Origin of the sequence: Janthinobacterium sp. SUN128 (assembly GCF_030587275.1) — a bacterium.
GTDB lineage: Bacteria > Pseudomonadota > Gammaproteobacteria > Burkholderiales > Burkholderiaceae_D > Janthinobacterium > Janthinobacterium lividum.
The window spans coordinates 956,643-979,804 of sequence record NZ_JAPWHY010000001.1 but is presented as its reverse complement, the minus strand read 5'-3'; the positions used below and the strand labels follow the sequence as shown (position 1 = coordinate 979,804).

The window sequence follows — 23,162 nt, the reverse complement described above, 5'->3', positions numbered from 1 at the left end:
CCTCCGGGCCTGCAGGTTTTTTTACGTGCCGACTACTTTGTTGCTTTTCAATTACACTGGCGGCAACATCATTCCACAAAGCATTCCATGCAACCGACGCACACCGAACACGACGCCACCCATTTGCACGCCCACCTGAAAGGCGACGCCAAACACACCCACTCGTTCGAGGGGCGCAGCCAGAGCATCCTCGCCTGGGCGCTGGGCCTGACCCTGTCGTTTGCCGCGATCGAAGTGGCGGCCGGCTTCCTGTCCAATTCGCTGGCCCTGATTTCCGACGCGGGACACATGGTCACGGACGCGGCCGCGCTGGGCCTGGCACTGCTGGCGCAACTGATCGCGCGCCGCCCTCCTTCGCCCCGCCACTCGTTCGGCTTTGGCCGCGCCGAAGCGCTGGCCGCCTTCGTCAACGGCCTGGCCATGCTGTGCGTGGTGGGCTGGATCTGCTATGAAGCAGCGCTGCGCTTTTCCTCCCCGCAACCCGTAAAAGGCGGCATGGTCTTCATCGTTGCCTTCATCGGCCTGGCGATCAATATAGTCGTGGCGTGGGTATTGTCGAAAGACAAGCAAAGCGTGAACACGCGCGCCGCCCTCGTGCACGTGATGGGCGATTTGCTCGGCTCGGTCGCCGCCATCGTCGCCGGCGCCGTGATTTACTTTACGGGCTGGATGCAGATCGACCCGCTGCTGTCCGTGCTGGTGTCCCTGCTGATCCTGAAATCCACGTTCGGGGTATTGAAAGAGTCGTACCACTTCCTGATGGAAGGCGTGCCCATGCATATCGACTACATCCAGGTGGGCGCTGACGTGGAGCAGGTGGATGGCGTGATCGCCGTGCACGACCTGCATGTGTGGGATATGTCGCCGGGCCAGCCGGCCCTGATCGGCCACGTGGAAATCGAACACCTCGACCATTGGCCGAAGGTCTTGCGGGCGATCAAGAAGATGTTACTGAGTAAGCATGGCATCGACCACATCACATTGCAGCCGGAGACGGCGGCGATGGCGGGCTTGCATCAGGGTGACAAGACCCACTAGCACGGAATTCAACAAACGTCACAACGCCTGACAAAACCGTAGCGAGCGGAAGGTAGAGGTGGTCGAGAAGCGCAACCGTACTAAGTACGGGGGCGCCGAGCCGGTGAGCATCGCAGGCCGCCTATACCGACGCGCAGTAGGTTTGGTCAGGCGTCAACTACGTCGCGCCTCCAGCACCCCACTGACATCCTTGATCACATTCAGCGCCTTCAACAACTGCGCCGTCGAGCTGATCTCGGCCGTAAAGGTCATGCGGGCCTGGCCCTTGGCGCTTTGGGTATTCACGCCGATCACGTTGATCTTTTCGCGCGAGAAGATTTCGGAGATGTCGCGCAGCAAGCCCTGACGGTCGCCTGCCAGGATGAAGATATCGACCGGATACACGGTGTCGTGCCCGCCCGTGCTGCCCCATTCCGTGAAGATCACGCGCTCGGGCGACTTGGCGCGCATTTCCTCGAAGTTCTTGCACGTGGCGCGGTGGATCGAGACGCCCTTGCCGCGCGTCACAAAACCGACGATGCTGTCCGGCGGCGCCGGCTTGCAGCACTTGGCCAGCACTGTCATGAGGCCTTCCGTGCCCACCACCAGCACGCCGGACTTGGCGCCCTGCTCCACGCTGGAAGCGCGGCTCTTGCCGACAAGCACGGCGTCTTCCGGCACCACCACTTCGCCATTGTCGTGCAGCGCCTGCTCCACATGGCGCAGGCTGAATTCATCCTTGCCGACCGACAGGAACAGTTCGTCGACCTTGGCAAAGCCCAGCTTTTGCGCCAGGGCTTCGAGGTTGACGGCCGTCTTGCCTTCGCGCTGCAAGGATCTCTCCACCAGCGCGCGGCCATGGGCCAGGGTTTCCTGCATGTCGATGGCGTGGAACCAGGCGCGAATCTTCGAGCGCGTGCGCGTGCTGACGGCGTAGCCGGCACTGAGCCAGTCGCGCGACGGCCCGGCCGTGCCCGGCGCGCCCTTGGCCGTGATGATTTCGCAGGTCTGGCCGTTTTTCAACTGGGTATTCAGGGGCACCATGATGCCGTCGACCTTGGCGCCGCGGCAACGGTGGCCCACGTCCGTGTGCAGGTGATACGCAAAATCGACGGGCGTGGCGCCCACGGGCAATTCCAGCACCCGCGCCTGCGGCGTCATGACGAAGATGCGGTCGTCCAAGGTGGCGGATTTCAGCTTTTCCACCCATTCGCGCTGGATTTCTTCCTGGCCCACGACGGCGTCGGCGACCTCGGTTTTCCAGGCCAGCAGCTGGCGCAGCCAGGCGATCTTTTCGTCGTATTTCTGGCCGGCAAAGTTCGAGCCGCCCTCTTCCTTGTAGCGCCAGTGCGCCGCCACGCCGTATTCGGCAAAGCTGTGCATTTCATTCGTGCGGATCTGCACTTCCAGCGGGCGGCCATCCTCGGCCGTCACCACCGTGTGCAGCGACTGGTAACCGTTCGGTTTCGGCCGCGAAATGTAATCGTCGAATTCTTTCGGGATGGGGGTCCAGATATTGTGGACCACGCCCAGCACCGTGTAGCAAGTCTTCACGTCGGCGACGATGACGCGGAAGGCGCGCACGTCGTACAGGGCCGTAAAGTCCAGCTCCTTGCCGCGCATCTTGTTCCAGATGCTGTAAATGTGTTTCGGGCGGCCAAACACTTCCGCCTGGATACCGGCCGAGGCCAGCTCCGTCTGCAGGCGCAGAATCGCCGAGGACACGAAGCCCTCGCGCATCATGCGCTTTTCTTCCAGCATCTTGGCGATGCGTTTATACGCTTCCGGCTCGATGAAGCGGAACGACAAGTCTTCCAGCTCCCACTTCAGCTGCCAGATACCGAGGCGGTTGGCCAGCGGCGCGTACAGGTCCAGGGTTTCCTTGCCGTACTCGCGCGTCATTTCATTGAACAATTTCAACTCGGCGAAATAGCGCAAGGTCGTCACGCAGGAAGCCAGGCGCACCAGCACGACGCGCATGTCGGAAGCCATCGCCAGTAACATCTTGCGCAGGGTTTCCACCTGGGCCACGGCTTGCTGCGCCGCATTCTTGCCGCGCCCACCAGCGCTGCCGTGCTGCGCCTGGGTCAGCGCGCGCAAGCGGATCAGCTGGCGCACGCCTGTCGCCAGGTCGCACACCTGCTTGCCGAAGCGCGGCTCGATGTCGGCGGCCGTGTCCGGTTCCAACAGGGTCAGCTCGAACATCAAGCCGGCGATACGCGTTTCCGCATCGCTGCGCAGGAAAGCCAGGGTGGTGGCCACGCCGACGGCAAAGTCCAGCGCGGACCGGCCGGCAAAGGTCAGCTTGTCGCCATACGCTTCGGTGGCATACGCGAGCGCGTCCAGCACGCGCGCACTGTCCGGCGCACTCAAGCCCTCTACCAGTTGTTCCGAGGTGACGCTATTCGGGGCCGAGATGGAAACCATGTATTACCTTTTAAACTTAATAACTCAACAACTTGATGACTTAACGTTCTGCAGCGATGATGACGATTTCAACCAGGCATGCCGGATTGGCCAGCTTCGCCTCCACCGTGGCGCGCGGCGGCGTGTGGCCGGAAGCCACCCAGTCGTCCCACACTTCATTCATGCCGGGAAAATCCTTCATGTCGGCGATGTAGATCTGGCACGACAGGATGCAAGTCTTGTCGCTGCCCGCTTCCATCAGCAGACGGTCGACGTGGCCGAGCACTTCGCGCGTCTGGCCGACGATGCCCTGCGTGGTGTCTTCCGCGATCTGGCCCGCCAGGTAAATGGTGTTGTTGTGTATGGCTACTTCGGAGAGGCGTTTGCCTACGTGCAGTCGTGTAATTTCCATGCTTCTTCTTTCGGTTGTTTCAAAATCTGTACAGCGTTATTGCTTGTTGCCTTCTTATTTGCCCAGCAAAAACTTGCGGGCGATGGCGATCTGGTCATCGTGGACAAAAGTGGGCGCATGGCCCACGCCGGCGATTTCCACCAGCTCCGCCTTCGGGCCGCGGCCCAGCATGCGCGTGGCCGTTGCGTGCGACAGCAGATCGGATTCCGACCCGCGCACCAGCAAGGTGGGGCAACGCACGGCATCATACGCGGCCCACAGCATGGCTTCGTCGCTGGCCGCCGATTCCGGCGTGGCCGAGCGGAACGGCATGGCAAGTCCCATATCATAGTGGCGGCGCCAGTGACCATCCTTATCCTGACGCAACACATCCACCGCCAGTTTATGCCATTCCGCGTCCGTGTGCGGGCCGAAGCTGGCGGACACGTCGCGCACAAACTTGGCACCCTGTTCAAATGTCTCGAAACGCAAGTCCTGGCCGATGTAGTCGCCGATGCGCTGCAAGGCTTCCGGCGCCAGGGTCGGGCCGATATCATTCAGCACCAGCTTGCTGATCGGGCTGTCCGGCAACGATGCCAGGCCCAGGCCGATCAAGCCGCCCATCGACGTGCCGAACCAGTCCACCGTCTGGCGCTCGCCATTGGCCAGCACGCGCGCCAGCAGGGTCACCATGTCGCTCACATATTGCGGCACGCGGTAGAACTGGGGATTGGCCAGCCAGCCCGAGCGCCCGCGTCCCACCACGTCGGGGCAGATCACGCGGTAATCGCTGGCCATGGCGCGCGCCAGGTTGTCGAAGTCATCGGCAACGCGCGTCACGCCATGGGCGCAGACGAGCACGTTCGGATTGTCCGCCGCGCCCCACTCCTTGTACGACATGGTGTGCAAGCCTGCGGGGGAGATGCACTGGACGGATTTGATGCTCGCTTCGATCATGCCAATTCCTTATTCGATATAAAAAGAGCACCGCTTCCTGCCTGCCATGGGGTGTCCCGCGCGCGACGCTACGGCAGTGTAGCGCAGCGCGGGCAATGCTCCAAGCGCACGCCTGAAATGCTGCGCCGCAGCACGCCAGTCATGGCGCAATACCCGATATAGCGAAAATGCATATCTGCGGTTATCCACAATTGAGGCGGCCTGGCAATGAGTGGATGATCGCAGCATCAACCCGCAAGAGGAGACCACTCGTGAAAAAACCATTCTATAAAATCCTGTACGTGCAGGTGCTGTTCGCCATCGTGGCCGGCGTGCTGCTGGGCGTGTTCTACCCTTCCAACGCTGTCGACATGAAACCGCTGGGCGACGGCTTTATCAAACTGATCAAGATGATCATCGCCCCGGTGATCTTCTGTACCGTCGTCTCCGGCATCGCCGGCATGCAGGACGTCAAGAAGATCGGCCGCGTGGGCGGCAAGGCCCTGATCTACTTCGAAGTGGTCTCCACCTTTGCGCTGGCCATCGGTTTGCTGGTTGCCAACATCCTGAAACCGGGCGCCGGCTTCAACGCCGATCCGGCCCACCTGGACGCCAAGTCGATCGCGCAATACACGCACGCCGAAGGCATGACGACCATCGATTTCCTGATGAACATCATCCCGAAGACTTTCGTCGATGCGTTCGCCAAGGGCGACATCCTGCAAGTGCTGCTGATCGCCATCCTGTTCGGCTTCTCGCTGTCCCTGCTGGGCGAGCGCGGCCGTCCCGTCACCAAGCTGATCGACGAGCTGTCGCACGCCATCTTCGGCATGGTCAACATCATCATGAAAGTCGCCCCTGTCGGCGCGTTCGGCGCGATGGCATTTACCATCGGCAAATACGGCCTGGCTTCGCTGATCCCGCTGGCTAAACTGATGGGTTCGTTCTACCTGACCTGCTTCCTGTTCGTCTTCGTCGTGCTGGGCCTGATCGCCAAGTACACGGGCTTCTCCATCGGCCGCTTCTTGCTGTACATCAAAGAAGAACTGCTGATCGTGCTCGGCACCAGCTCGTCGGAATCGGCGCTGCCGGCCCTGATGAAAAAACTCGAGCGCCTCGGCTGCTCGAAACCGGTGGTCGGCCTGGTCGTGCCTACCGGCTACTCGTTCAACCTGGACGGCACCAACATCTACATGACGATGGCTGCCCTGTTCGTGGCACAAGCCACCAACACGGAACTGACGATCTGGCAAGAGCTCACCATCCTGGGCGTGGCGATGCTGACCTCGAAAGGCGCGTCCGGCATCACGGGCGCCGGCTTCATCACCCTGGCCGCCACCCTGGCCGTGGTGCCGACCATCCCCGTGGCCGGTATGGCGCTGATCCTGGGCATCGACCGCTTCATGAGCGAATGCCGCGCGCTGACGAATTTTGTGGGCAACGGCGTGGCCACCATCGTCGTGTCGAAATGGGAAAAAGAACTGGACATGGACAAGCTGCACAGCGAGCTGGCCCATCCCACCCACCCGACCGACGACGCGTACGTCGCCCCGGCCGTGAATATCGTCAAGTAAGCCGACTTTTTCATTGAAAAGCCCCGCAGAGCGATCTGCGGGGCTTTTTTCATGGCGCGCATCTTATCGCATCATCAACCCACAGTAAATCATGCATCAATATTTCACTTGATGATCAATGAATCAAAAAGAATTACAGTTACAACACTGTTCGCCCGCAAGCTCCCGCATAATGACATTGCGTTAATGCAAGCCTGACACCGAACCATCCTCACTTTTGAATGGAGTACGTCATGTCCCTCTCGCCCGCCTTCTACGCCACCTGGAGTCCACGCCTGCTGGGCGTGCTGCGCATCATCCTCGGCTTCCTCTTCCTGCAACACGGCACGGCCAAACTGTTCGGCGCGCCGCATGTGGCCATGTTCGACGGCCTGCAACTGTTTTCCGTGATGGGCGCGGCCGGCGTTATCGAGCTGGTCGGCGGCACCTTGCTGCTGGTCGGCCTGTTTACGCGCCCCGTCGCCTTCATCCTGTCGGGCCAGATGGCGGCCGCCTACTTCATGGCGCATGCGCCAGCCGCTTTCCTGCCGATCCTGAACGGTGGCGAAATGGCCGTGATGTACTGCTTCACCTTCCTGTATTTCGCGGCAGCGGGCGGCGGCGCCTACAGCCTGGACGGGCTGCGCGGCAAGGCCGGCGCATAAAAAAAGGGCGGACATCGCTGTCCGCCCTTTTATTCCATACAACAAGCCATTTATACGGCCGACACGTCCAGCTCAGCGCCCGTGGCCTCTTGCACTTGTTCCTTGGTCACGCCCGGCGCCAGTTCCACCAGCTTCAGGCCGTTTTCCGTCACGTCGATGACGCCCAGGTCGCTGATGATGACGTCGACCACGCCCACGCCCGTCAGCGGCAAGTCGCACTGTTTCAGCAGCTTGTGCGACGTCGTGCCATCCTTGGCCGTGGCCACGTGCTCCATCAGCACGACGACGCGCTTGACGCCGGCGACGAGGTCCATCGCGCCGCCCATGCCCTTGACCATCTTGCCTGGAATCATCCAGTTCGCCAGGTCGCCCTTTTCCGACACTTGCATGGCACCCAGGATGGCCAGGTTGATCTTGCCGCCACGAATCATGCCAAACGAGTCGGCCGAGCTGAAGTAGGCTGCGCCCGGCAAGGCCGTCACCGTCTGCTTGCCAGCGTTGATCAGGTCGGCATCGACTTCCGCATCGGTGGGGAACGGGCCGATGCCCAATAGCCCGTTTTCCGACTGCAGAAACACTTCGATATTTTCCGGCACATAGTTCGCCACCAGGGTCGGCAAGCCGATGCCCAGGTTCACATAAAAGCCATCCTGCAATTCTTTCGCCGCGCGCGCGGCCATTTCGTCTCTAGTCCAAGCCATGATGTTCTCCGTATTCTTTTTTATGCTTCAGTGCGCACGGTGCGCTGCTCGATGCGTTTTTCCGGGTTCGCGTTGACCACGATGCGGTGCACGAAGATGCTCGGCGTGTGGACCTGGTCCGGGTCGATCTCGCCCACTTCGACCAGTTTTTCCACTTCGACGATGGTGATCTTGCCGGCCATGGCCACGTTCGGGTTGAAATTGCGCGCCGTCTTGCGATAGACCAAATTGCCCGCGCGGTCGGCCATGTAGGCTTTCACCAGCGACACATCGGCCACCAGGCTGCGTTCCATCACGTATTGCGCGCCGTCGAATTCGCGCAGCTCCTTGCCGTCGGCAACGATGGTGCCCACGCCCGTCTTGGTGAAGAAGGCGGGAATGCCGGCGCCGCCGGCGCGCAGCTTCTCGGCCAGGGTGCCTTGCGGGGTGAATTCCAGTTCCAGTTCGCCGGCCAGGTACTGGCGCGCGAATTCCTTGTTTTCGCCCACATAGGAGGCGATCATTTTCTTGATCTGGCGCGTGGTCAGCAGCTGGCCCAGGCCGAAGCCGTCCACGCCGGCGTTATTCGAAATGGCTGTCAGGCCCGTCACGCCCGAATCGCGCAAGGCGCCGATCAGGGCTTCGGGAATGCCGCACAGGCCGAAGCCGCCGACGGCGATGGTCTGGCCATCTTGGACGATACCGGCCAGCGCCGAAGCGGCGTCAGGATAAACTTTATTCATAGGTGTCCCTCTATCTTTTGTTAAGCTTTGGTCTTGAGTCCATGACTCAGGCAGCGACTCAGCATAAAATACGCGAGTGGAAAGTACAATACCGTAGAACTACCGGCGCCGTGCCCGCAATCCCCCTGTGAGAGTGATACGTATCAGATGAACGCCGCGTCAGCCATCGATTATGAAAGCATCTTCCTGCACGCGCCCGTGGGCATGTGCATGTCGGAAAACCGCATCATGCGCAGCTGCAACGAAGCGCTGGCAGCCATGTTCGGCTATGCGCGCGCCCAGCTGGACGACCAGTCGTTCGAAGTACTCTACCCCACGCACGATGAATTCCTGCGCACGGGTGACCGCATCATCCCCATCATGAACGCCAAGGGACGCTATTCGGACGAGCGCATCATGCGCCGCAGTAATGGAGAATTGTTCTGGTGCCACGTCACGGGCCACGCCATGCTGGCCGCACAGCCGCTGGGGCCGGGCATCTGGACGTTCGAGGATGTCAGCGAGAAACGTCCCGTGACGGCGGAGCTGACCCCGCGCGAGCGCGAAATCGCCGCCCTGCTGGTCGAAGGCAAGACCAGCAAGGTCATCGCCCGCCAGATCGACCTCAGCCCCCGCACGGTGGAAATGCACCGTGCCAAGCTGATGCGCAAGTTCGCCGCTTCGACCTCGTCGGAGCTGGTGCACAAGCTGGTGGGCTTGCAGCTACAACGATAGGGACAGGTTCAAAGCGAGCAGCAAACGTTGCCCACAGGAAAAATACAAGTTATGATGAAGAGTCAGCAAACCCTGCCTCTCAGGCTTGCCTATTCAAGTCGTTCCAATGAAAAAAATTTCCGTCCCCACGACCGCCATCCTCGATCAACTGTCTGGCCCCGTTTTCAACCCCGACATCTTCCGCAAGGCAGGCGTATTTATCATGCGCAATGCGATCCCTGCGGATGCGATTGAGCAATGGCAAGCAAGCTGGCTTGAATTCCAGGCAACGCAGCTGCAGGAAAGCCGCGATGTGAACCAGGCCAATCCTGTTGCACTATCAGAACAGTTGCCGCCGCCACTGGCGACCATGTACCGGCACCCCGTTTTCGCGGAAACCATGCGGCAAGTGCTGGGCGAGCATATCGCACTGTACAACCATCGTTTTGTCATCAAGGATCGCTTCAGCACGGGCAAGGTGTTCTTGCATCAAGACAGTTGCTACCATGTGGGCAACCTCAACAAATGCAGCCTGTTCGTGCCGCTCAGCAAGGCAAACCGCGACAATGGCGGCATGACATTCCATGTCGGCTCGCATCAACTCGGTTTTCTCGGCGATGCCGGTGAAATCAACCCGGCGAAATTCGACGTGCAGTGGCCCACGGTCACGCCGGAACTACTGCCAGGCGACTTTGTCATCATGCACAGTTCCCTGTGGCACGAATCCGGCCCGAACACCTCCGGCATCGACCGCATCCTGGCCGATACCATCGTGCAGGCGGCCGATGACCCCACGGGCAAGGAACTGCTGTGCGGAGAATGGCAGACAGACATCTTCTATTCGCCCGTGAACTACATCCGCTATTTCGTCAATTCGCGCGTCCTCAAAATTATCAAGTATGAAAAAGAGCGTGCCGAGGCCCTGCACGCGGGGCATTGACGCGCCACCTGGCCGCATTGCCACCCTCCCTCAATACCCTCTTTAAAGTTGACAATATGCCATCCACAAGTGCTCACGCATGCCCGATTTGCCATGGCCCGATGCAGGAGGTCACGAATGCCTCCTGTGCGATGCACGCCAGCCTGTTACATCCGGCCACCGAGCTGGCACAATATCTGTGCCAGGATTGCGGGCATGGCCGGCTGACACACAGCATTCCCGCCGAGGTACTGTACAACTCGAATGTCGCCATTCCAACCGATCACTCGGCCGGAGACGTGCGCTTTGCCTTCATACAAAATGCAGCCGACTTGACGCAGGTCAATGGCACGATTGTGGAATTTGGCGGTGGCCCCGGCGAACTGGCTGAGCAGGCCCGGCAGGCGCTGGGGCGCCCGCGCGCGACCGTAATGGACTTTGTCGACCGCGTTGCCTTCCCCTCGCTTGATTTCGTGAAAATGGATTTGAATGTGGATGGCGCCAGGATTGCGCAACGACTGGAAGAGCAGTTGCATGACAAAAACCTGTTCCTGCTGTCCCACGTCGTCGAGCACCTGAACGATCCTAGCGCGCTGCTGCAGGAACTGCACCGCTTCAGCAACAGCCTGGTCTACATCGAAGTGCCCGATTTTGGCACGGCACATCCGGCCAGCACCCTCAAATTCTCATTGAATTGCCTGGAACACTACCACTATTTTACCGACCGTTCCCTGCTGGACATGGTGCACAAGGCGGGTTTCCGCGTCATCGCCTTCGAAACCCAGGACGCGCCGCGCATGCCGGCCATCCGCGTGCTGTGCACTCCCCGTCCACAGCTGAGCAATGCCGTACTGAACTACAACGACCATTTCGATGTCATTGCGGAGCGGCTGCGGCAAAAAATATTGTCCGCTCCAAAAGACCAGGAAATCTGGTGCTGGGGACTGTCCGCCTTCATGGCCGAAGCGCTGGACAAGCTGGGGGCCGAACGCCATCGCGTGAAAGGTATCCTGGATACACGCTATCCGGGCGCGGACTTCCTGGGCATCCCGGTCCAGCACGAAGCTGCCGCACGGGCCGATGCAGCGCCGCCACAAAACATCTTGCTGGTGTGTGGCTCCACTTACTCGGCAGTACAGGCAATTATCCAGGCCAAAGCCCACGCGAGCTATCCGGACGCCGAGTTCTTTACCGTATCAATTGATTAAACAAGCAACTGCGATGGGCGACTCAGGCAACGACGCCGCTCATCGCACGATCAGAAAGTGCTCATGCCGCCATCGGCGGAAATAATGGCGCCATTGATGAAATGCGAATCCTCGCCCGCCAGCAACAGCAGCAGGCCGTCGAGGTCTTCCGGCTTGCCCGGACGTTTATTCGGCAGCATTTCGATCAATTTCTTGCCCTGCTCGGTGGCAAAGTAATCTTCGTTGATTTCCGTGGAAATATAGCCGGGGCAGATGGCGTTCGTGTTGATGCCGTACTTGCCCCACTCCACGGCCATGGCGCGCGTCATGTGCACCATGCCCGCCTTGCTCATGCAGTACACGCCGATCTGCGGCAGCACCTGCAAGCCTGCCATCGAGGCGATATTGATGATGCGGTGCTGTTTCTTCGGGTCGCCCTTGGCGCGCGCGATCATGCGCTTGGCCGTTTGCTGGGCCACGAAGAACGATCCGCGCAGGTTGGTGTCCATCACGAACGAGTAATCTTCGGGCGTGACGTCGACCAGGCGTTGCGTGGTGGAGACACCGGAATTGTTGACGAGGATATCGATGGGGCCCGCTTCCGTTTCCGCATGCGCGATGGCCGACTTGATGCTGGCGAAATCGGTCACGTCGAGCGACACCACGTGCGCGGCGCCGCCGTCCGCTTCGATCTCGGCGCGCAATTCCTTCAGGCGTTCGGTGCGGCGCGACGCCAGCACGACCTGTGCGCCAGCCTGGGCCAGCACTTTCGCAAAACGCGCGCCGAGGCCGCTCGATGCGCCGGTAATCAGGGCAATCTTGCCCTCGAAATTGACTTCTATGCCCACGAGCTACTCCTGTTTTATTTTAGACAACACTTTACGCCGTGCCACTGGCACAGGGGCAAAATACCCTGCATCGCACTTGAGCAAAGGTAAACGCCATCATTACACAAAATGGCCGGATTTAGATTGCGGCGAGGGGCAATGTCACGCAAAATGGCGCCAAAGTTGCAATCCTCGCCAAAAACAAGCACACTCGTGCTTAAATTTCCCCGATGATGCTTTATTCCCTATCCTTGCTACCTAATTGAGTGACTATAAATCGAGACCATGACACAGCCTAATAACTTAGTTGAACAGTACGGACCGCGCGAAACCATGGAATATGACGTGGTGATCGTCGGCGGTGGCCCCGCAGGCTTGGCCGCGGCGATCCGCCTGAAGCAGCTGGCCGCTGAAAAGAGCCAGGAAGTGTCCGTCTGCGTGCTGGAAAAAGGCGGCGAACTGGGCGCGCATATCCTGTCGGGCGCCATCATGGACCCGAAAGCGCTGACGGAACTGATTCCAAACTGGAAAGAACTGGGCGCGCCCCTGAACACGGAAGTGACGGAAGACCGCATCCTGTTCCTGACCGAAACCAAAGCGTATAAAACGCCAGGCTTCGCCGTGCCGGCCTGCTTTGAAAACCACGGCAACTACATCGTCTCGCTGGGCAATGTAGTGCGCTGGATGGGCCAGCAGGCGGAAAACCTGGGCGTGGAAATCTTCCCCGGCTTCCCTGCCGCGGAAATCCTCTACAACGACGACGGCTCCGTGAAAGGCGTGGCGACCGGCAACATGGGCGTCAAGCGCGACGGTGAGCCGGGCCCCGACTTCCAGCTGGGCATGGAATTGCACGCCAAGTACACCCTGTTCGCCGAAGGCGCGCGCGGCCACCTGGGCAAGCAATTGATGGCCAAGTATGACTTGAACGCCGGCAAGGATCCCCAATCCTACGGCATTGGCATCAAGGAATTGTGGGAAATCGACCCTGCCCAGCACAAGCCGGGCCTGGTGATCCACTCGAGCGGCTGGCCGCTGGACACGAAAACCTACGGCGGCTCCTTCCTGTACCACCTGGAAAACAACCAGGTGATGGTCGGCTACGTGGTGGGCTTGAACTACGAAAACCCGTACCTGTCGCCGTACGAGGAATTCCAGCGCTACAAGACGCATCCGGAAATCCGCAAGTTCTTCGAAGGCGGCAAGCGCATTTCGTACGGCGCGCGGGCGATTGCGGCCGGCGGCCTGCAATCGCTGCCGAAACTGGTGTTTGCCGGCGGCGCGCTGATCGGCTGCGATGCGGGCTTCCTGAACATGAGCCGCATCAAGGGCAGCCACGCGGCCATCAAGAGCGGCATGCTGGCGGCGGACGCGGCCTTCGGCGCGCTGGGCGAACAGCGCCAGCACGACGAACTGACGAGCTACCCTGTCGCCTTTGAAAAATCGTGGCTGCATGAAGAGCTGCACGTGGCGCGCAACGTCAAGCCATGGCTGTCGAAAGGCCTGTACCTGGGCAGCCTGATGACGGGCATCGACCAGTTGATCTTCCGCGGCAAGGCGCCATGGACCCTGCACCACTCGCATGGCGACCACGAATGCCTGAAACCGGCGGCCCAGTCGAAAAAGATCGTGTATCCGAAACCCGATGGCAAGCTGACCTTCGACAAGATGTCGTCCGTGTTCATCTCGAACACGAACCACGCGGAAGACCAGCCGATCCACCTGACGTTGAAGAACGCCAGCGTGCCCGTCGACGTCAACCTGGCCACGTATGCGGGTCCGGAAGCCCGTTACTGTCCCGCCGGCGTGTACGAGTTCGTGAAGAACGACGACGGCGCCGAACGCCTGCAGATCAATGCGCAGAACTGCGTGCACTGTAAAACCTGCGACATCAAGGATCCGACGCAGAACATCGTGTGGGTGACACCGGAAGGCGGCGGCGGGCCGAACTATCCGAACATGTAATGCCCCCGTGCATGGCGACCATGTCGCCAGCTGGCAGGAAGACAGCGCCCTACCCCATGGTAGCGCGCTGTTTTTTTATCAAAAATATCATATTGCCCCACGCTTTGACCGGTCAGCAACACCAAGTTTGCATTGCGGCAGCATTCCTGGATAAATTCCACCTGGAAAGTTTCTCAGAAGCACTTCCACCAGTTACAATTCCCTTTGCTAACTATTTCACCTTCCGCCCGCTCATGAACGCAAACGCCCTTCCCGCAGTGCCCCTCGACGCCGAATTGCAGCAGGCAATCACCGAACACCAGGCCGGCCGCTACGCCGAGGCGGAGGAGCTTTACCTGGCGATCTTGCAGGTGCAGCCCTATCACGCCATCGCCAACCACAATATGGGCTTGCTGGCGGGACAAGTCGGACAATACCAGGCCGGCTTGCCGTATCTGCACAAGGCGCTGTCGGTGGACCCCGACGAAGGCCAGTTCTGGCTGTCGTATGCGGATGGCTTGCTCAAGGCGGGCGAGCGCGAGCAGGCGCTGGAGATCGTGACGGCAGCCATCACGCGCGGGCTCGACAACGAACAGTCGCAGGGCTTGCGCAACCGCATCGAAACGGCCATCGCAAGCACGCCGACAGCGCAGGAAACGCAGCACGTCATTGCGCTGTATCAAGCCGGCCATCATGCCGAACTGGAAGTGGCCAGCCATGCCCTGACGCAGCGCTACCCCAAGTCGGACTTTGCCTGGAGCGTGCTGGGCACCGCCCTGCAATTACAGGGCAAGGATGCCTTCGAGGCCCTGCAAAAAACCGCGCAATTGGCGCCCAACGATGCCGAAGCGCATGGCAACCTGGGCACAGCCTGGCAGGAACGGGGCATGTACGAACAGGCGATCGGCAGCTATACGCGGGCGCTGGAACTGAATCCGGACTTTGTCGAGGCGCATGGCAACCTGGCGGCGGCGCTGCAGGCGCAAGGCAAGCTGGAGCAGGCCGAACAGGCATACCGGCAAGCGCTGGCGCTGCGTCCCGACTACGCCAAGGGCCATTTCAATCTCGGCAATACTTTGCAAGCGATGCAGCGCAGCGCCGACGCCATCGCGTGCTATCAACGCGCCCTGGCCCTGCTGCCGGGCGACGCTGAAATCTATCTGAATCTGGGCAACGCCCAGCAAGACCTGAAGCAATGGCAAGCGGCTATCGTCAGCTATCGGGCTGTGCTGCAACTGGCGCCGCATACCTCAGCGGTGCATGCCAATCTGGCCGCCGCGCTGCATGAGGCCGAAGACTACGAAAGTGCGGTGAAAATTTGCCATTCCGGCATCGCGCTGCATGCAGATGACGCCAAATTGCACAACAATCTGGGACGCGCACTTCAGTCGCTGGGACTGGCAGAGCAAGCCATCGCCGCATATGAAGGGGCGATAGCGCTGAATGGCGATTTCTCCCAGGCGCTGAGCAACCTTGGCTTGCTTCAATGCAAACAAAAAAACTACGCGGCAGCTATCGAGTACTGTACACGTGCGCATCGCCTGCAAGCAGACGATGCACAAATCTGCGCCCAACTCGCCATCGCCTACGGTGCCGCAGAGGAAAGGGACAAGGCGCTGAAGTACTTTCAAAAGGCAATCGATTTGGCACCGGATAACGCCATAACACACAAGCATCTGGGCGATTACTACAACACGATCAAGCGCTTCGAGCAAGCCATAGCGTCATACCACCATGCACTTGAACACGAACCCGACAATAGCGATACGCATAACAACCTTGGGGTCGTCTTGCAGGAATTGAAGGCGTTCGACGAAGCGACCGCAGCCTACGAGCGCGCGCTGGAATTGAACCCGAAAAACACCTCGGCGCTATGTAACTTGGGATCGACACAACAGGCGCAAAATCAATTACAACAAGCCAAACAGACTTATCTGTCCGCGCTCGACATCGCCCCCAAATTCGAGCGCGCTCAATTTGCACTCGGCAATTGCTATGTGCTCATGAAGGAGCCCCTATTAGCACTGGAGTGTTATCACAAGACGCTGGCAATCAACCCCAACTATCGCGACGCCTACCTCAATATCAGCGCCACCTTCAGCAATATCGGCCGGATAGACGAAGCCATTGCAATCTGCCGCAAGGGCTTGGCAATCTGTCCACTATGGGAAACCCTGTTCAGCAACTACCTGTTCCTGCTGTCGCATAGCGCCGACATCGACGCCGAGACGCTGTTTTCCGAGCACCGGCGCTTCAGTGACACCTTCGAGACGCATATCGAAAAAAATCGCAAGCAGCACGACAATACCCGTGAGCCGCTGCGCATGCTGAAAGTTGGCCTGGTATCGGGCGACTTGCTCAACCATCCGATCCCGCATTTCATTATCCCGATTCTGGAAAACCTAGTCGATGGCGTCAAGCTGTCGCTGCATGCCTACCATAACAATCCGCAAGACGACGAGGTCACGCAACGCCTGCGCGAACTCATTCCCCACTGGCGCCAGGTGGAGCACCTGTCCGACCCGGACCTGGCGCAGCAGATCCGCGACGATGGCATCGATATACTGATCGACCTGTCCGGCCACTCAGGCAAGAACCGCCTGCTCGTGTTTGCCGCCAAGCCGGCGCCTGTCCAGGCAAGCTGGATCGGCTACCCGCTCACCACGGGCCTGCAGGCCATGGATTACTACCTGAGCGATCCATTCTTTTCGCCACCAGGAAAATTCGACAGCCAGTTCACTGAAAAACTGCTGTTACTTCCTGCCTGCGCACCGTTCCTGCCATCGCAATATGCACCAGGGATCAAGCCGGCGCCCGCGCTGAGCAATGGCTTCATCACCTTCGGCAGCTTCAATCGCCTGAATAAAATCAATCGCCAAGTGGTTGCACGCTGGTCCAGGCTGCTGCGCGCACTGCCCGATTCAAAGATGTTGCTAGCCGCCATGCCCAAGTCGGAAGCTCCCGCGCAACTCACGGAGTGGTTCGGAGAGGAAGGCATTGCGCTGGAGCGGCTCACCTTTGAAGGCCGCACCGGCATGAGCCAGTTCATGGCCATGCACCACCGCGTCGACCTGTGCCTCGACACCTTCCCGTATGGCGGCGGCACGACCACCTTCCACGCACTGTGGATGGGCGTGCCGACGCTCACCGTGGCAGGGCCGACGTTGCCCAGCTGCGCCGGCACGTCCATCCTGCGCCAGGTCGAGCTGGAAGAGTTCATCGCCACCGATGACGACGATTTCGTACGCAAGGGCGTTGCCATCGCGGCCAATCCCATGCTGCTGGGCGCGTACCGCCTCAGCGTGCGGCACCGCCTGGAACGTTCGACCATGGGCAAGCCGAAACTGATCGCTGAAGGATTCGAGAACGCCATGCGCATGGCCTGGCAACGCTGGTGCGAAGGCTTGCCGCCAGTTTCGTTCGAAGCGCCCGTGGCCGTGCCCAACCCGCCGATCGGATTATGATGAGCGCTCAAAAAAACAAACCAGTCTATGTCACCCAGCCCCTGCTGCCGCCGCTGGAGGATTTCCTGCCGTATCTGGAAACGATCTGGGACAACAAGATCCTGACCAATGGCGGCCCCTTCCACCAGCAACTGGAACAGGCGCTGTGCGACTACCTGGGCGTCAAGCATATCTGCCTGTTCGCCAACGGCACGCTGGCATTGATGACGGCCTTGCAGGCGCTCCGCATCAACGGCGAAGTCATCACGACGCCGTATTCGTTTGTCGCTACTGCTCATTCGCTGCTGTGGAACAACATCAAACCCGTCTTTGCCGACATCGAGCCGCACAGCCTGAACCTCGATCCGGGCAAAATCGAGGCGGCCATCACGCCGCAGACCACCGCCATCATGCCCGTGCACTGCTACGGCCGGCCATGCGACATCGAAGCCATCGAAAAAATCGCCGACAACTACAACCTGAAGGTGATCTACGATGCGGCGCATGCGTTCGGCGTGCGCCACCGGGGCAGCAGCGTGCTCAATCACGGCGACCTGTCCGTCATCAGCTTTCACGCCACGAAGATCTTCAACACCTTCGAAGGCGGCGCCATCGTCTGCCCTGACGCCAAGACCAAGCAGCGCATCGACCACCTGAAAAACTTCGGCTTCGTCGATGAAGTCACGGTCGTGGCCGCCGGCATCAATGGCAAGATGAGCGAGATCAATGCCGCCTTCGGCTTGCTGCAGCTCAAGGGCATCGACGGCGCGCGCCAGAAGCGCAAGGCCATCGATGCGCATTATCGCCAGCAGCTGGCCGGTATCGATGGCATCACCTGCCTGGAGCAAGGCGAAGGCGAGGCGGCCAACCACGCCTATTTCCCGATCCTGGTCGGCCCCGATTACCCGCTGTCGCGCGATGCCCTGTTCCAGCTGCTGCGCGACCAGGAAATCTACGCACGCCGCTACTTTTACCCGCTGATCAGCGACTTTCCGATGTACCGCGGAATGCCGTCTGCAGCGCATGGCAACCTGCCAGTGGCTCGACTGGCAGCATCGCAAGTGATCTGCCTGCCCATCTATCCGGACCTGGAGATGGCAAGCGTGGACGCCATTATTGCCATGATCGCCGCCCCCGCACGGGAACAAGAACTGACACGGAACATAGCCTGATGCACATTTCCACCGAAACCAATTTTTCCGGTGTGACGGAAAACCATCCGTGGTCGGCCCAATTCACGGTACTGGGCTACGACGATGGCGCCATCAGCACCTTACCCCACCAATTTTTCCGCGACTGGCTGGACCAGGAACCGACAAGCGGGCACTTCTACATCGGACGCGGCTCCGGTTTTGGCGTCGGTTCGCTGGTGAAATACGACAGCGGGCGGCAAAGCCTGTGCGTGGGACGGTACGTGGCCGGTGGTTCGCGCCTGCGCTTCCTGCTCAATGGCCAGCACGAGATGCGCACGATCTCGACATACATGCTGTCGATCCTCGGCGGTGGCTTGAAAAATGCGCCACAGCCACAGTATGCCGACACGGTGATCAAGAACGATGTCTGGATCGGTGACGAAGTGATGGTGCTGGGCGGCAGCGTGATCGAAAACGGCTGCGTCATCGGCGCCCGTTCGCTGTTGCCACCGAATTTCCGCTCGGAACCCTATGGAATTTATGCCGGCTCGCCGGCGCGCCTGATACGCTACCGTTTCTCTGAAAAAGTCCGCGCCGCGCTGCTGGAACTGGCCTGGTGGGACATGCCGCTGGCCTGGGTGCGCGACAATAATGCCATGTTCCTGGAAGATATGTGTGCCGATGAAGCGAAGGCATTGCTGGTCATCGACATCCTGAAAAGCAGCCGCAAACAATGGGAACAAGCGCACGGCCAGGCATCCGCCTGAAGATAGCCAGCTTCGCCTTTCCATCCTGACGCCACCGACACCTGACCCAACGACCCCGCATGCAGAACCACGCCCAACTTACCGCCATCGCCTATCACCTGCCGCAGGCCACCTTGACCAACGACGCCCTGGCGCAGGAATTGGGTGAGTGGTCGGCGCAAAAGATTTTCGACAAGACCGGCATCGCCGAGCGGCATATCGCCGCAGCCGATGAAACGGCCAGCGACCTGGCCTTCCATGCGGCAGAAAAGCTGTTCAGCGAACATGCCATCGAGCGCGATGGCATCGACTTCCTGATCCTGTGCACGCAGGCGCCCGACCATTTGCTGCCCAGCAGCGCCTGCGTCCTGCAGCAGCGCCTTCGCCTGCCCACCTCGTGCGGCGCACTGGACATCAACCTCGGCTGCTCTGGCTACGTGTATGCGCTGGCGATGGCCAAGGGCCTGATCGAAGCCGGCATCCGCAAGCAGGTGCTGATCCTGACGGCCGATACATATTCCAAGTTCATCAACCCGCGCGACCGCAGCGTGCGCACCCTATTTGGCGATGCGGCGGCGGCCAGCCTGGTATCCGGCGGCGCAACGCAGCAGGGGTTGGGGCCTTTCGTGCTGGGCACGGACGGCAGCGGCGCGAAGAATCTGATCGTGCCAGCCGGTGCCATGCGCCTGCCGCGCAGCGCGGCCACGGCGGTGGAAAGCGAAGATGCCTCGGGCAACTGGCGCAGCCAGGACGACCTGTTCATGGACGGCGCCGAGATCGTCCAGTTCACACTGGGCGCGGTGCCGCGTACAATGCAGGAGTTGCTCGATGCCGCAGGAAAGACGCTGGACGATATCGACCACGTAATCTTCCATCAGGCAAATAAATTCATGCTCGACGCCCTGCGCCGCAAGATCCGCATCCCGGAAGCCAAATTCGTGATTGAAATCGATACCGTCGGCAATACCGTCTCCTCGACCATACCGATTGCCATCGCGCGGGCGCGCCAGTCGGGCCGTATCCATCCTGGCGACACAGCCCTGCTGCTGGGCTTTGGCGTCGGCTATTCGTGGGCCGGCACCTTGGTGCAGCTGTAGCGCTGCCAGGCCATCCATGGACGCCCCCCTGCTCACTGACCAGTTACTTATTCCGAAAGAAATGATTATGCAAGAATTTTTCGACGGCATGGCCGACATCCTGGAAATCGACGCCGGCAAGATCGGGCCGCAACTGAACCTGGGCGACTACGCCTGGGATTCGCTGGCCATCATTTCCACCATCGCGCTGGTCGATGACCTGTTCGACCAGATGCTCGATGGCCAGGCCCTGGCGCAGTGCGTCACCCTGGCCGACGTACTGGCATTGATCACCGTCAAGGCCTGAACATGTCCAGCCTGCGCCTCGCTTCGGGCTTGCCGTTTACCTCCGCACACCTGGCCTTGCGCGGCGTCGTATGCGCCTTGCCGCGCACGGAAATTCATAATGCCGCGTTCGAGGAGCGCTTTGGCGCCGCCGGCGTGGCCGACGTGAGCAAGATGATCGGCGTGCAGTCGCGCCGACGCGCGCTGGAAGGACAAACCACGGCCGACCTGTGCCAGGCGGCGGCGGAAGCCCTGCTGGCAGACTTGGGCTGGGAACGCGACAGTGTCGATGCGCTGATTTTCATCTCGCAGACACCCGACTATGTGCTGCCGGCCACGGCCTGCGCGCTACACGGCCGCCTGGGCCTGCACAAGGCTTGCGTGGCGTTCGACGTCAACCTTGGTTGCTCCGCCTACGCCTACGGCCTGTGGCTGGCATCGAAAATGCTCGATGGCCAGGCCATCGGGCGCGTGCTGTTGCTGGTAGGCGACACCATCAGCAAGACGGTCGACGACAGCGACCGCGCCACGGCACTGCTGTTTGGCGACGCGGGCACGGCCAGCGCGCTGGAATTCGACCCCGCGGCAGCGGCCAGCTACTTCATCCTGGGCAGCGACGGCAGCGGCGAGCGCCACCTGATGATGGCCGCCAGCGCCTGCCGCCCCTACCTGGGCGACGATGCGCGCCTGGCGCAGCGCGATGCGGCCAAGCTGTACATGGATGGCGGCGAAATCTTCAATTTCACGCTGAAGAACATCCCGCCGCTGGTGGCCGACCTGCTGCATTTTTCCGGACGCGACGCGGAACAGATCGATGCTTTCCTGTTCCACCAGGCCAATACCTTCATGCTCAAGCACATCATCAAGAAAACCAAGCTGCCGCCCGAGCGGGCGCCCATCAACATGGACCGCTACGGCAATACATCGAGCGCCTCGATTCCATTGCTGATCTGCACCAGCCTCGGAGAGCAGGCGCACGGCAAGAACGTGACCATGTTCGGCTTCGGCGTCGGCTATTCCTGGTCGGCCGCCATGCTGCATCTCGGCTCGCTGCGCGTCAACCGCCTGATAGAAATCTGATCCCATGATATTTACTTCTGACATGCTCGCTGGCCAGCGCATTCTTGTCACCGGCGCCTCGTCCGGCATCGGCCGCGATACGGCACTGCTGCTGGCGCGCTGTGGCGCCCAGTTGCTGATCACGGGCCGCGATGCGCAGCGCCTGGAGCAAACCTTGCAGGCGCTGCCCGGCGACGGCCACCTGGCTGAAACGCTGACGCTCGATGGCGGCGACCACATCGTCGACTTCATGAAACGGGTCAGTGCAGACCGGCCCTTTTCCGGCCTCTTCCACGCCGCAGGCGTGGAACTGCTGCGTCCCGTCAAGCTGTCGAAATCACAACAGTTTGACGACGTCTTCGAGTCCAGCGTGAAGACCGCACTGGCATTGGGCCGCGCGGCTGCGCTGCGCGGCGTGATGCGCGATGGCGCGGCGCTGCTATTCATGTCCTCAGTGGCAGGTCAGAGCGGCCAATCCGGCATGAGTGTCTATTCGGCGGCCAAAGCCGCTATTGACGGCCTGGTGCGGGCGCTGGCCGTGGAACTGGCGTCTCGCGCGATGCGCGTCAACAGCATTGCCGCCGGCGCCGTCGCCACTGAAATGCATGCGCGCCTGACGCGCGGCCTGCCCGATGAAGCGATGCAAGCCTATCAGCTGCGCCATCCGCTGGGCTTTGGCAGCAGCGACGATATCGCGCAAACGGCGGCCTTCCTGCTGTCGCCGGCGGGACGCTGGGTCAGCGGCGCCACCTGGGCCGTCGACGGCGGCTACCTGGCACGCTGACGCGGCACGCCCATCCGCCCAATCACCTATTGGAAATTGCATGAAAAATATCATCGTCGTCGGCGCCGGCCGCTTTGCCCGTGAACTGCTGTGCTGGCTGGAAGACAGTCTCGATCCGGCCAACGAGCGCATCGTTGGCTTGCTGGACGACACCATGCCAGCGATGCCCGCGCTGGACGCCAACTATGCCTACCCCGTGCTCGGCAGCATCAGCTACTATGAGCCGGCGCCCGACGACGCGCTGCTGCTGGCGATCGGCGCACCGCAAGCCAAGCTGCGTATCGCGGAGGAACTGGCGGCGCGCGGCGCGCGCTTCCACACGCTGGTCCACCCGAGCGCCATCGTGGCCCGCACGGCCCGCCTGGGCCAAGGCGCCGTCATCTGTCCATTCGCCCTTGTCTCGGCCGGCAGCGACGTGGGGGACTTCGTCACCATCAACAGCTACTCCAGCGTCGGCCATGACGCCGTGCTAGGCAAGGGCTGCACGCTCAGTTCGCACGTGGACATCACGGGCGCCGTGCGCCTGGGCGCGGCCGTCATGGTGGGATCGGGCGCCTCCATCCTGCCGCGCGTCGCCATCGGCGAGCGCGCCACCGTCGGCGCCGGCGCAGTAGTGATGCGCCGCGTTGCCGATGGCGCCACCGTATATGCCCAACCGGCCAAGACCTTATGAATGCC

At 60.8% G+C, this 23,162-nt stretch carries 21 protein-coding genes; 15 read left to right on the top strand and 6 right to left on the bottom strand.

What is annotated here, in order from left to right; all coding sequences use genetic code 11:
- Positions 1–87 precede the first annotated feature (87 nt).
- Complete coding sequence (locus O3297_RS04610; RefSeq protein WP_305047869.1) at positions 88–1,038, top strand: cation diffusion facilitator family transporter; 951 nt, start codon at positions 88–90, stop codon at positions 1,036–1,038.
- Positions 1,039–1,191: 153 nt separating this feature from the next.
- On the opposite strand, the gene O3297_RS04605 is transcribed toward O3297_RS04610, so the two are convergent.
- The 3 genes from O3297_RS04605 to O3297_RS04595 are packed head-to-tail and all read right to left on the bottom strand — an operon-like array spanning position 1,192 to position 4,771.
- Positions 1,192–3,444 (bottom strand): bifunctional (p)ppGpp synthetase/guanosine-3',5'-bis(diphosphate) 3'-pyrophosphohydrolase, encoded by a 2,253-nt coding sequence (locus O3297_RS04605; protein ID WP_034784208.1) that lies wholly within the window; start codon positions 3,442–3,444, stop codon positions 1,192–1,194.
- Positions 3,445–3,484: 40 nt separating this feature from the next.
- Complete coding sequence (locus tag O3297_RS04600) at positions 3,485–3,835, bottom strand: RidA family protein (RefSeq protein WP_034784210.1); 351 nt, start codon at positions 3,833–3,835, stop codon at positions 3,485–3,487.
- A gap of 54 nt (positions 3,836–3,889) precedes the next feature.
- The gene (locus O3297_RS04595; protein WP_151094671.1) at positions 3,890–4,771 is read right to left on the bottom strand and encodes an alpha/beta fold hydrolase; all 882 of its coding nucleotides are present in this window, start codon (positions 4,769–4,771) and stop codon (positions 3,890–3,892) included.
- Positions 4,772–4,986: 215 nt separating this feature from the next.
- Here O3297_RS04595 and O3297_RS04590 point away from each other — a divergent pair, with 215 nt between their 5' ends.
- Together O3297_RS04590 and O3297_RS04585 are read left to right on the top strand one after the other, a co-directional pair.
- Positions 4,987–6,324, top strand: coding sequence for a dicarboxylate/amino acid:cation symporter (locus tag O3297_RS04590; RefSeq protein WP_230521989.1), 1,338 nt, complete (start codon positions 4,987–4,989; stop codon positions 6,322–6,324).
- Positions 6,325–6,557: 233 nt separating this feature from the next.
- On the top strand, positions 6,558–6,968 hold the full coding sequence (locus O3297_RS04585; RefSeq protein ID WP_305047868.1) for a DoxX family protein: 411 nt from the start codon (positions 6,558–6,560) through the stop codon (positions 6,966–6,968).
- Between the two features lie 50 nt (positions 6,969–7,018).
- Here O3297_RS04585 and O3297_RS04580 read toward each other — a convergent pair whose 3' ends face one another.
- Positions 7,019–7,669, bottom strand: coding sequence for a CoA transferase subunit B (locus O3297_RS04580; protein WP_034784214.1), 651 nt, complete (start codon positions 7,667–7,669; stop codon positions 7,019–7,021).
- A 20-nt stretch (positions 7,670–7,689) separates the two neighbouring features.
- Positions 7,690–8,391 carry a CoA transferase subunit A gene (locus O3297_RS04575; protein WP_305047867.1) on the bottom strand — a complete coding sequence of 234 codons (702 nt, stop codon included), beginning with the start codon at positions 8,389–8,391 and terminating at the stop codon, positions 7,690–7,692.
- A gap of 147 nt (positions 8,392–8,538) precedes the next feature.
- Here O3297_RS04575 and O3297_RS04570 point away from each other — a divergent pair, with 147 nt between their 5' ends.
- The 3 genes from O3297_RS04570 to O3297_RS04560 all read left to right on the top strand — a co-directional run bounded on the left by O3297_RS04570 (position 8,539) and on the right by O3297_RS04560 (position 11,211).
- On the top strand, positions 8,539–9,105 hold the full coding sequence (locus tag O3297_RS04570) for a LuxR C-terminal-related transcriptional regulator (protein ID WP_034784217.1): 567 nt from the start codon (positions 8,539–8,541) through the stop codon (positions 9,103–9,105).
- Between the two features lie 106 nt (positions 9,106–9,211).
- Positions 9,212–10,024 carry a phytanoyl-CoA dioxygenase family protein gene (locus O3297_RS04565; RefSeq protein ID WP_305047866.1) on the top strand — a complete coding sequence of 271 codons (813 nt, stop codon included), beginning with the start codon at positions 9,212–9,214 and terminating at the stop codon, positions 10,022–10,024.
- Positions 10,025–10,155: 131 nt separating this feature from the next.
- Positions 10,156–11,211, top strand: a complete 1,056-nt coding sequence (locus O3297_RS04560; protein ID WP_305047865.1) for a class I SAM-dependent methyltransferase — start codon at positions 10,156–10,158, stop codon at positions 11,209–11,211.
- Between the two features lie 50 nt (positions 11,212–11,261).
- Here O3297_RS04560 and O3297_RS04555 read toward each other — a convergent pair whose 3' ends face one another.
- Positions 11,262–12,038, bottom strand: a complete 777-nt coding sequence (locus tag O3297_RS04555; protein ID WP_034752351.1) for an SDR family oxidoreductase — start codon at positions 12,036–12,038, stop codon at positions 11,262–11,264.
- 264 nt (positions 12,039–12,302) lie between these two features.
- Here O3297_RS04555 and O3297_RS04550 point away from each other — a divergent pair, with 264 nt between their 5' ends.
- The 9 genes from O3297_RS04550 (at position 12,303) to O3297_RS04510 (ending at position 23,157) form a co-directional block, all read left to right on the top strand.
- On the top strand, positions 12,303–13,979 hold the full coding sequence (locus O3297_RS04550; protein WP_175444538.1) for an electron transfer flavoprotein-ubiquinone oxidoreductase: 1,677 nt from the start codon (positions 12,303–12,305) through the stop codon (positions 13,977–13,979).
- 233 nt (positions 13,980–14,212) lie between these two features.
- Positions 14,213–17,422, top strand: coding sequence for a tetratricopeptide repeat protein (locus O3297_RS04545; RefSeq protein WP_305047864.1), 3,210 nt, complete (start codon positions 14,213–14,215; stop codon positions 17,420–17,422).
- The gene (locus O3297_RS04540; RefSeq protein WP_370385383.1) at positions 17,419–18,573 is read left to right on the top strand and encodes a DegT/DnrJ/EryC1/StrS family aminotransferase; all 1,155 of its coding nucleotides are present in this window, start codon (positions 17,419–17,421) and stop codon (positions 18,571–18,573) included. The genes O3297_RS04545 and O3297_RS04540 overlap by 4 nt, the downstream gene beginning before the upstream one ends.
- A complete protein-coding gene (locus tag O3297_RS04535; RefSeq protein WP_305047862.1) occupies positions 18,573–19,301 on the top strand; it encodes an acetyltransferase in 729 nt (242 codons plus the stop codon). The genes O3297_RS04540 and O3297_RS04535 overlap by 1 nt, the downstream gene beginning before the upstream one ends.
- A gap of 59 nt (positions 19,302–19,360) precedes the next feature.
- Positions 19,361–20,377 carry a 3-oxoacyl-ACP synthase III family protein gene (locus O3297_RS04530; RefSeq protein ID WP_305047861.1) on the top strand — a complete coding sequence of 339 codons (1,017 nt, stop codon included), beginning with the start codon at positions 19,361–19,363 and terminating at the stop codon, positions 20,375–20,377.
- 67 nt (positions 20,378–20,444) lie between these two features.
- Positions 20,445–20,663 carry an acyl carrier protein gene (locus tag O3297_RS04525; protein ID WP_305047860.1) on the top strand — a complete coding sequence of 73 codons (219 nt, stop codon included), beginning with the start codon at positions 20,445–20,447 and terminating at the stop codon, positions 20,661–20,663.
- A 2-nt stretch (positions 20,664–20,665) separates the two neighbouring features.
- The gene (locus tag O3297_RS04520) at positions 20,666–21,721 is read left to right on the top strand and encodes a ketoacyl-ACP synthase III (RefSeq protein WP_305047859.1); all 1,056 of its coding nucleotides are present in this window, start codon (positions 20,666–20,668) and stop codon (positions 21,719–21,721) included.
- A gap of 7 nt (positions 21,722–21,728) precedes the next feature.
- Positions 21,729–22,484: an SDR family NAD(P)-dependent oxidoreductase gene (locus O3297_RS04515; RefSeq protein WP_305049601.1), complete on the top strand. Its 756-nt coding sequence runs from the start codon at positions 21,729–21,731 to the stop codon at positions 22,482–22,484.
- Between the two features lie 40 nt (positions 22,485–22,524).
- Entirely contained in the window at positions 22,525–23,157 is a 633-nt protein-coding gene (locus O3297_RS04510) for an acetyltransferase (RefSeq protein WP_305047858.1), read from the top strand.
- The last annotated feature ends 5 nt before the right edge of the window (positions 23,158–23,162 follow it).

Excerpts from the sequence above, each read along its gene's own strand:
- O3297_RS04525 (WP_305047860.1), top strand. The coding sequence starts at position 20,445 with ATGCAAGAATTTTTCGACGGCATGGCCGACATCCTGGAAATCGACGCC.
- O3297_RS04605 (WP_034784208.1), bottom strand. The coding sequence starts at position 3,444 with ATGGTTTCCATCTCGGCCCCGAATAGCGTCACCTCGGAACAACTGGTA.
- O3297_RS04585 (WP_305047868.1), top strand. The coding sequence starts at position 6,558 with ATGTCCCTCTCGCCCGCCTTCTACGCCACCTGGAGTCCACGCCTGCTG.
- O3297_RS04520 (WP_305047859.1), top strand. The coding sequence starts at position 20,666 with ATGTCCAGCCTGCGCCTCGCTTCGGGCTTGCCGTTTACCTCCGCACAC.
- O3297_RS04570 (WP_034784217.1), top strand. The coding sequence starts at position 8,539 with ATGAACGCCGCGTCAGCCATCGATTATGAAAGCATCTTCCTGCACGCG.
- O3297_RS04545 (WP_305047864.1), top strand. The coding sequence starts at position 14,213 with ATGAACGCAAACGCCCTTCCCGCAGTGCCCCTCGACGCCGAATTGCAG.
- O3297_RS04565 (WP_305047866.1), top strand. The coding sequence starts at position 9,212 with ATGAAAAAAATTTCCGTCCCCACGACCGCCATCCTCGATCAACTGTCT.
- O3297_RS04580 (WP_034784214.1), bottom strand. The coding sequence starts at position 7,669 with ATGGCTTGGACTAGAGACGAAATGGCCGCGCGCGCGGCGAAAGAATTG.
- O3297_RS04530 (WP_305047861.1), top strand. The coding sequence starts at position 19,361 with ATGCAGAACCACGCCCAACTTACCGCCATCGCCTATCACCTGCCGCAG.
- O3297_RS04540 (WP_370385383.1), top strand. The coding sequence starts at position 17,419 with ATGATGAGCGCTCAAAAAAACAAACCAGTCTATGTCACCCAGCCCCTG.
- O3297_RS04595 (WP_151094671.1), bottom strand. The coding sequence starts at position 4,771 with ATGATCGAAGCGAGCATCAAATCCGTCCAGTGCATCTCCCCCGCAGGC.
- O3297_RS04610 (WP_305047869.1), top strand. The coding sequence starts at position 88 with ATGCAACCGACGCACACCGAACACGACGCCACCCATTTGCACGCCCAC.
- O3297_RS04575 (WP_305047867.1), bottom strand. The coding sequence starts at position 8,391 with ATGAATAAAGTTTATCCTGACGCCGCTTCGGCGCTGGCCGGTATCGTC.
- O3297_RS04510 (WP_305047858.1), top strand. The coding sequence starts at position 22,525 with ATGAAAAATATCATCGTCGTCGGCGCCGGCCGCTTTGCCCGTGAACTG.
- O3297_RS04535 (WP_305047862.1), top strand. The coding sequence starts at position 18,573 with ATGCACATTTCCACCGAAACCAATTTTTCCGGTGTGACGGAAAACCAT.
- O3297_RS04600 (WP_034784210.1), bottom strand. The coding sequence starts at position 3,835 with ATGGAAATTACACGACTGCACGTAGGCAAACGCCTCTCCGAAGTAGCC.
- O3297_RS04550 (WP_175444538.1), top strand. The coding sequence starts at position 12,303 with ATGACACAGCCTAATAACTTAGTTGAACAGTACGGACCGCGCGAAACC.
- O3297_RS04560 (WP_305047865.1), top strand. The coding sequence starts at position 10,156 with ATGCACGCCAGCCTGTTACATCCGGCCACCGAGCTGGCACAATATCTG.
- O3297_RS04590 (WP_230521989.1), top strand. The coding sequence starts at position 4,987 with ATGATCGCAGCATCAACCCGCAAGAGGAGACCACTCGTGAAAAAACCA.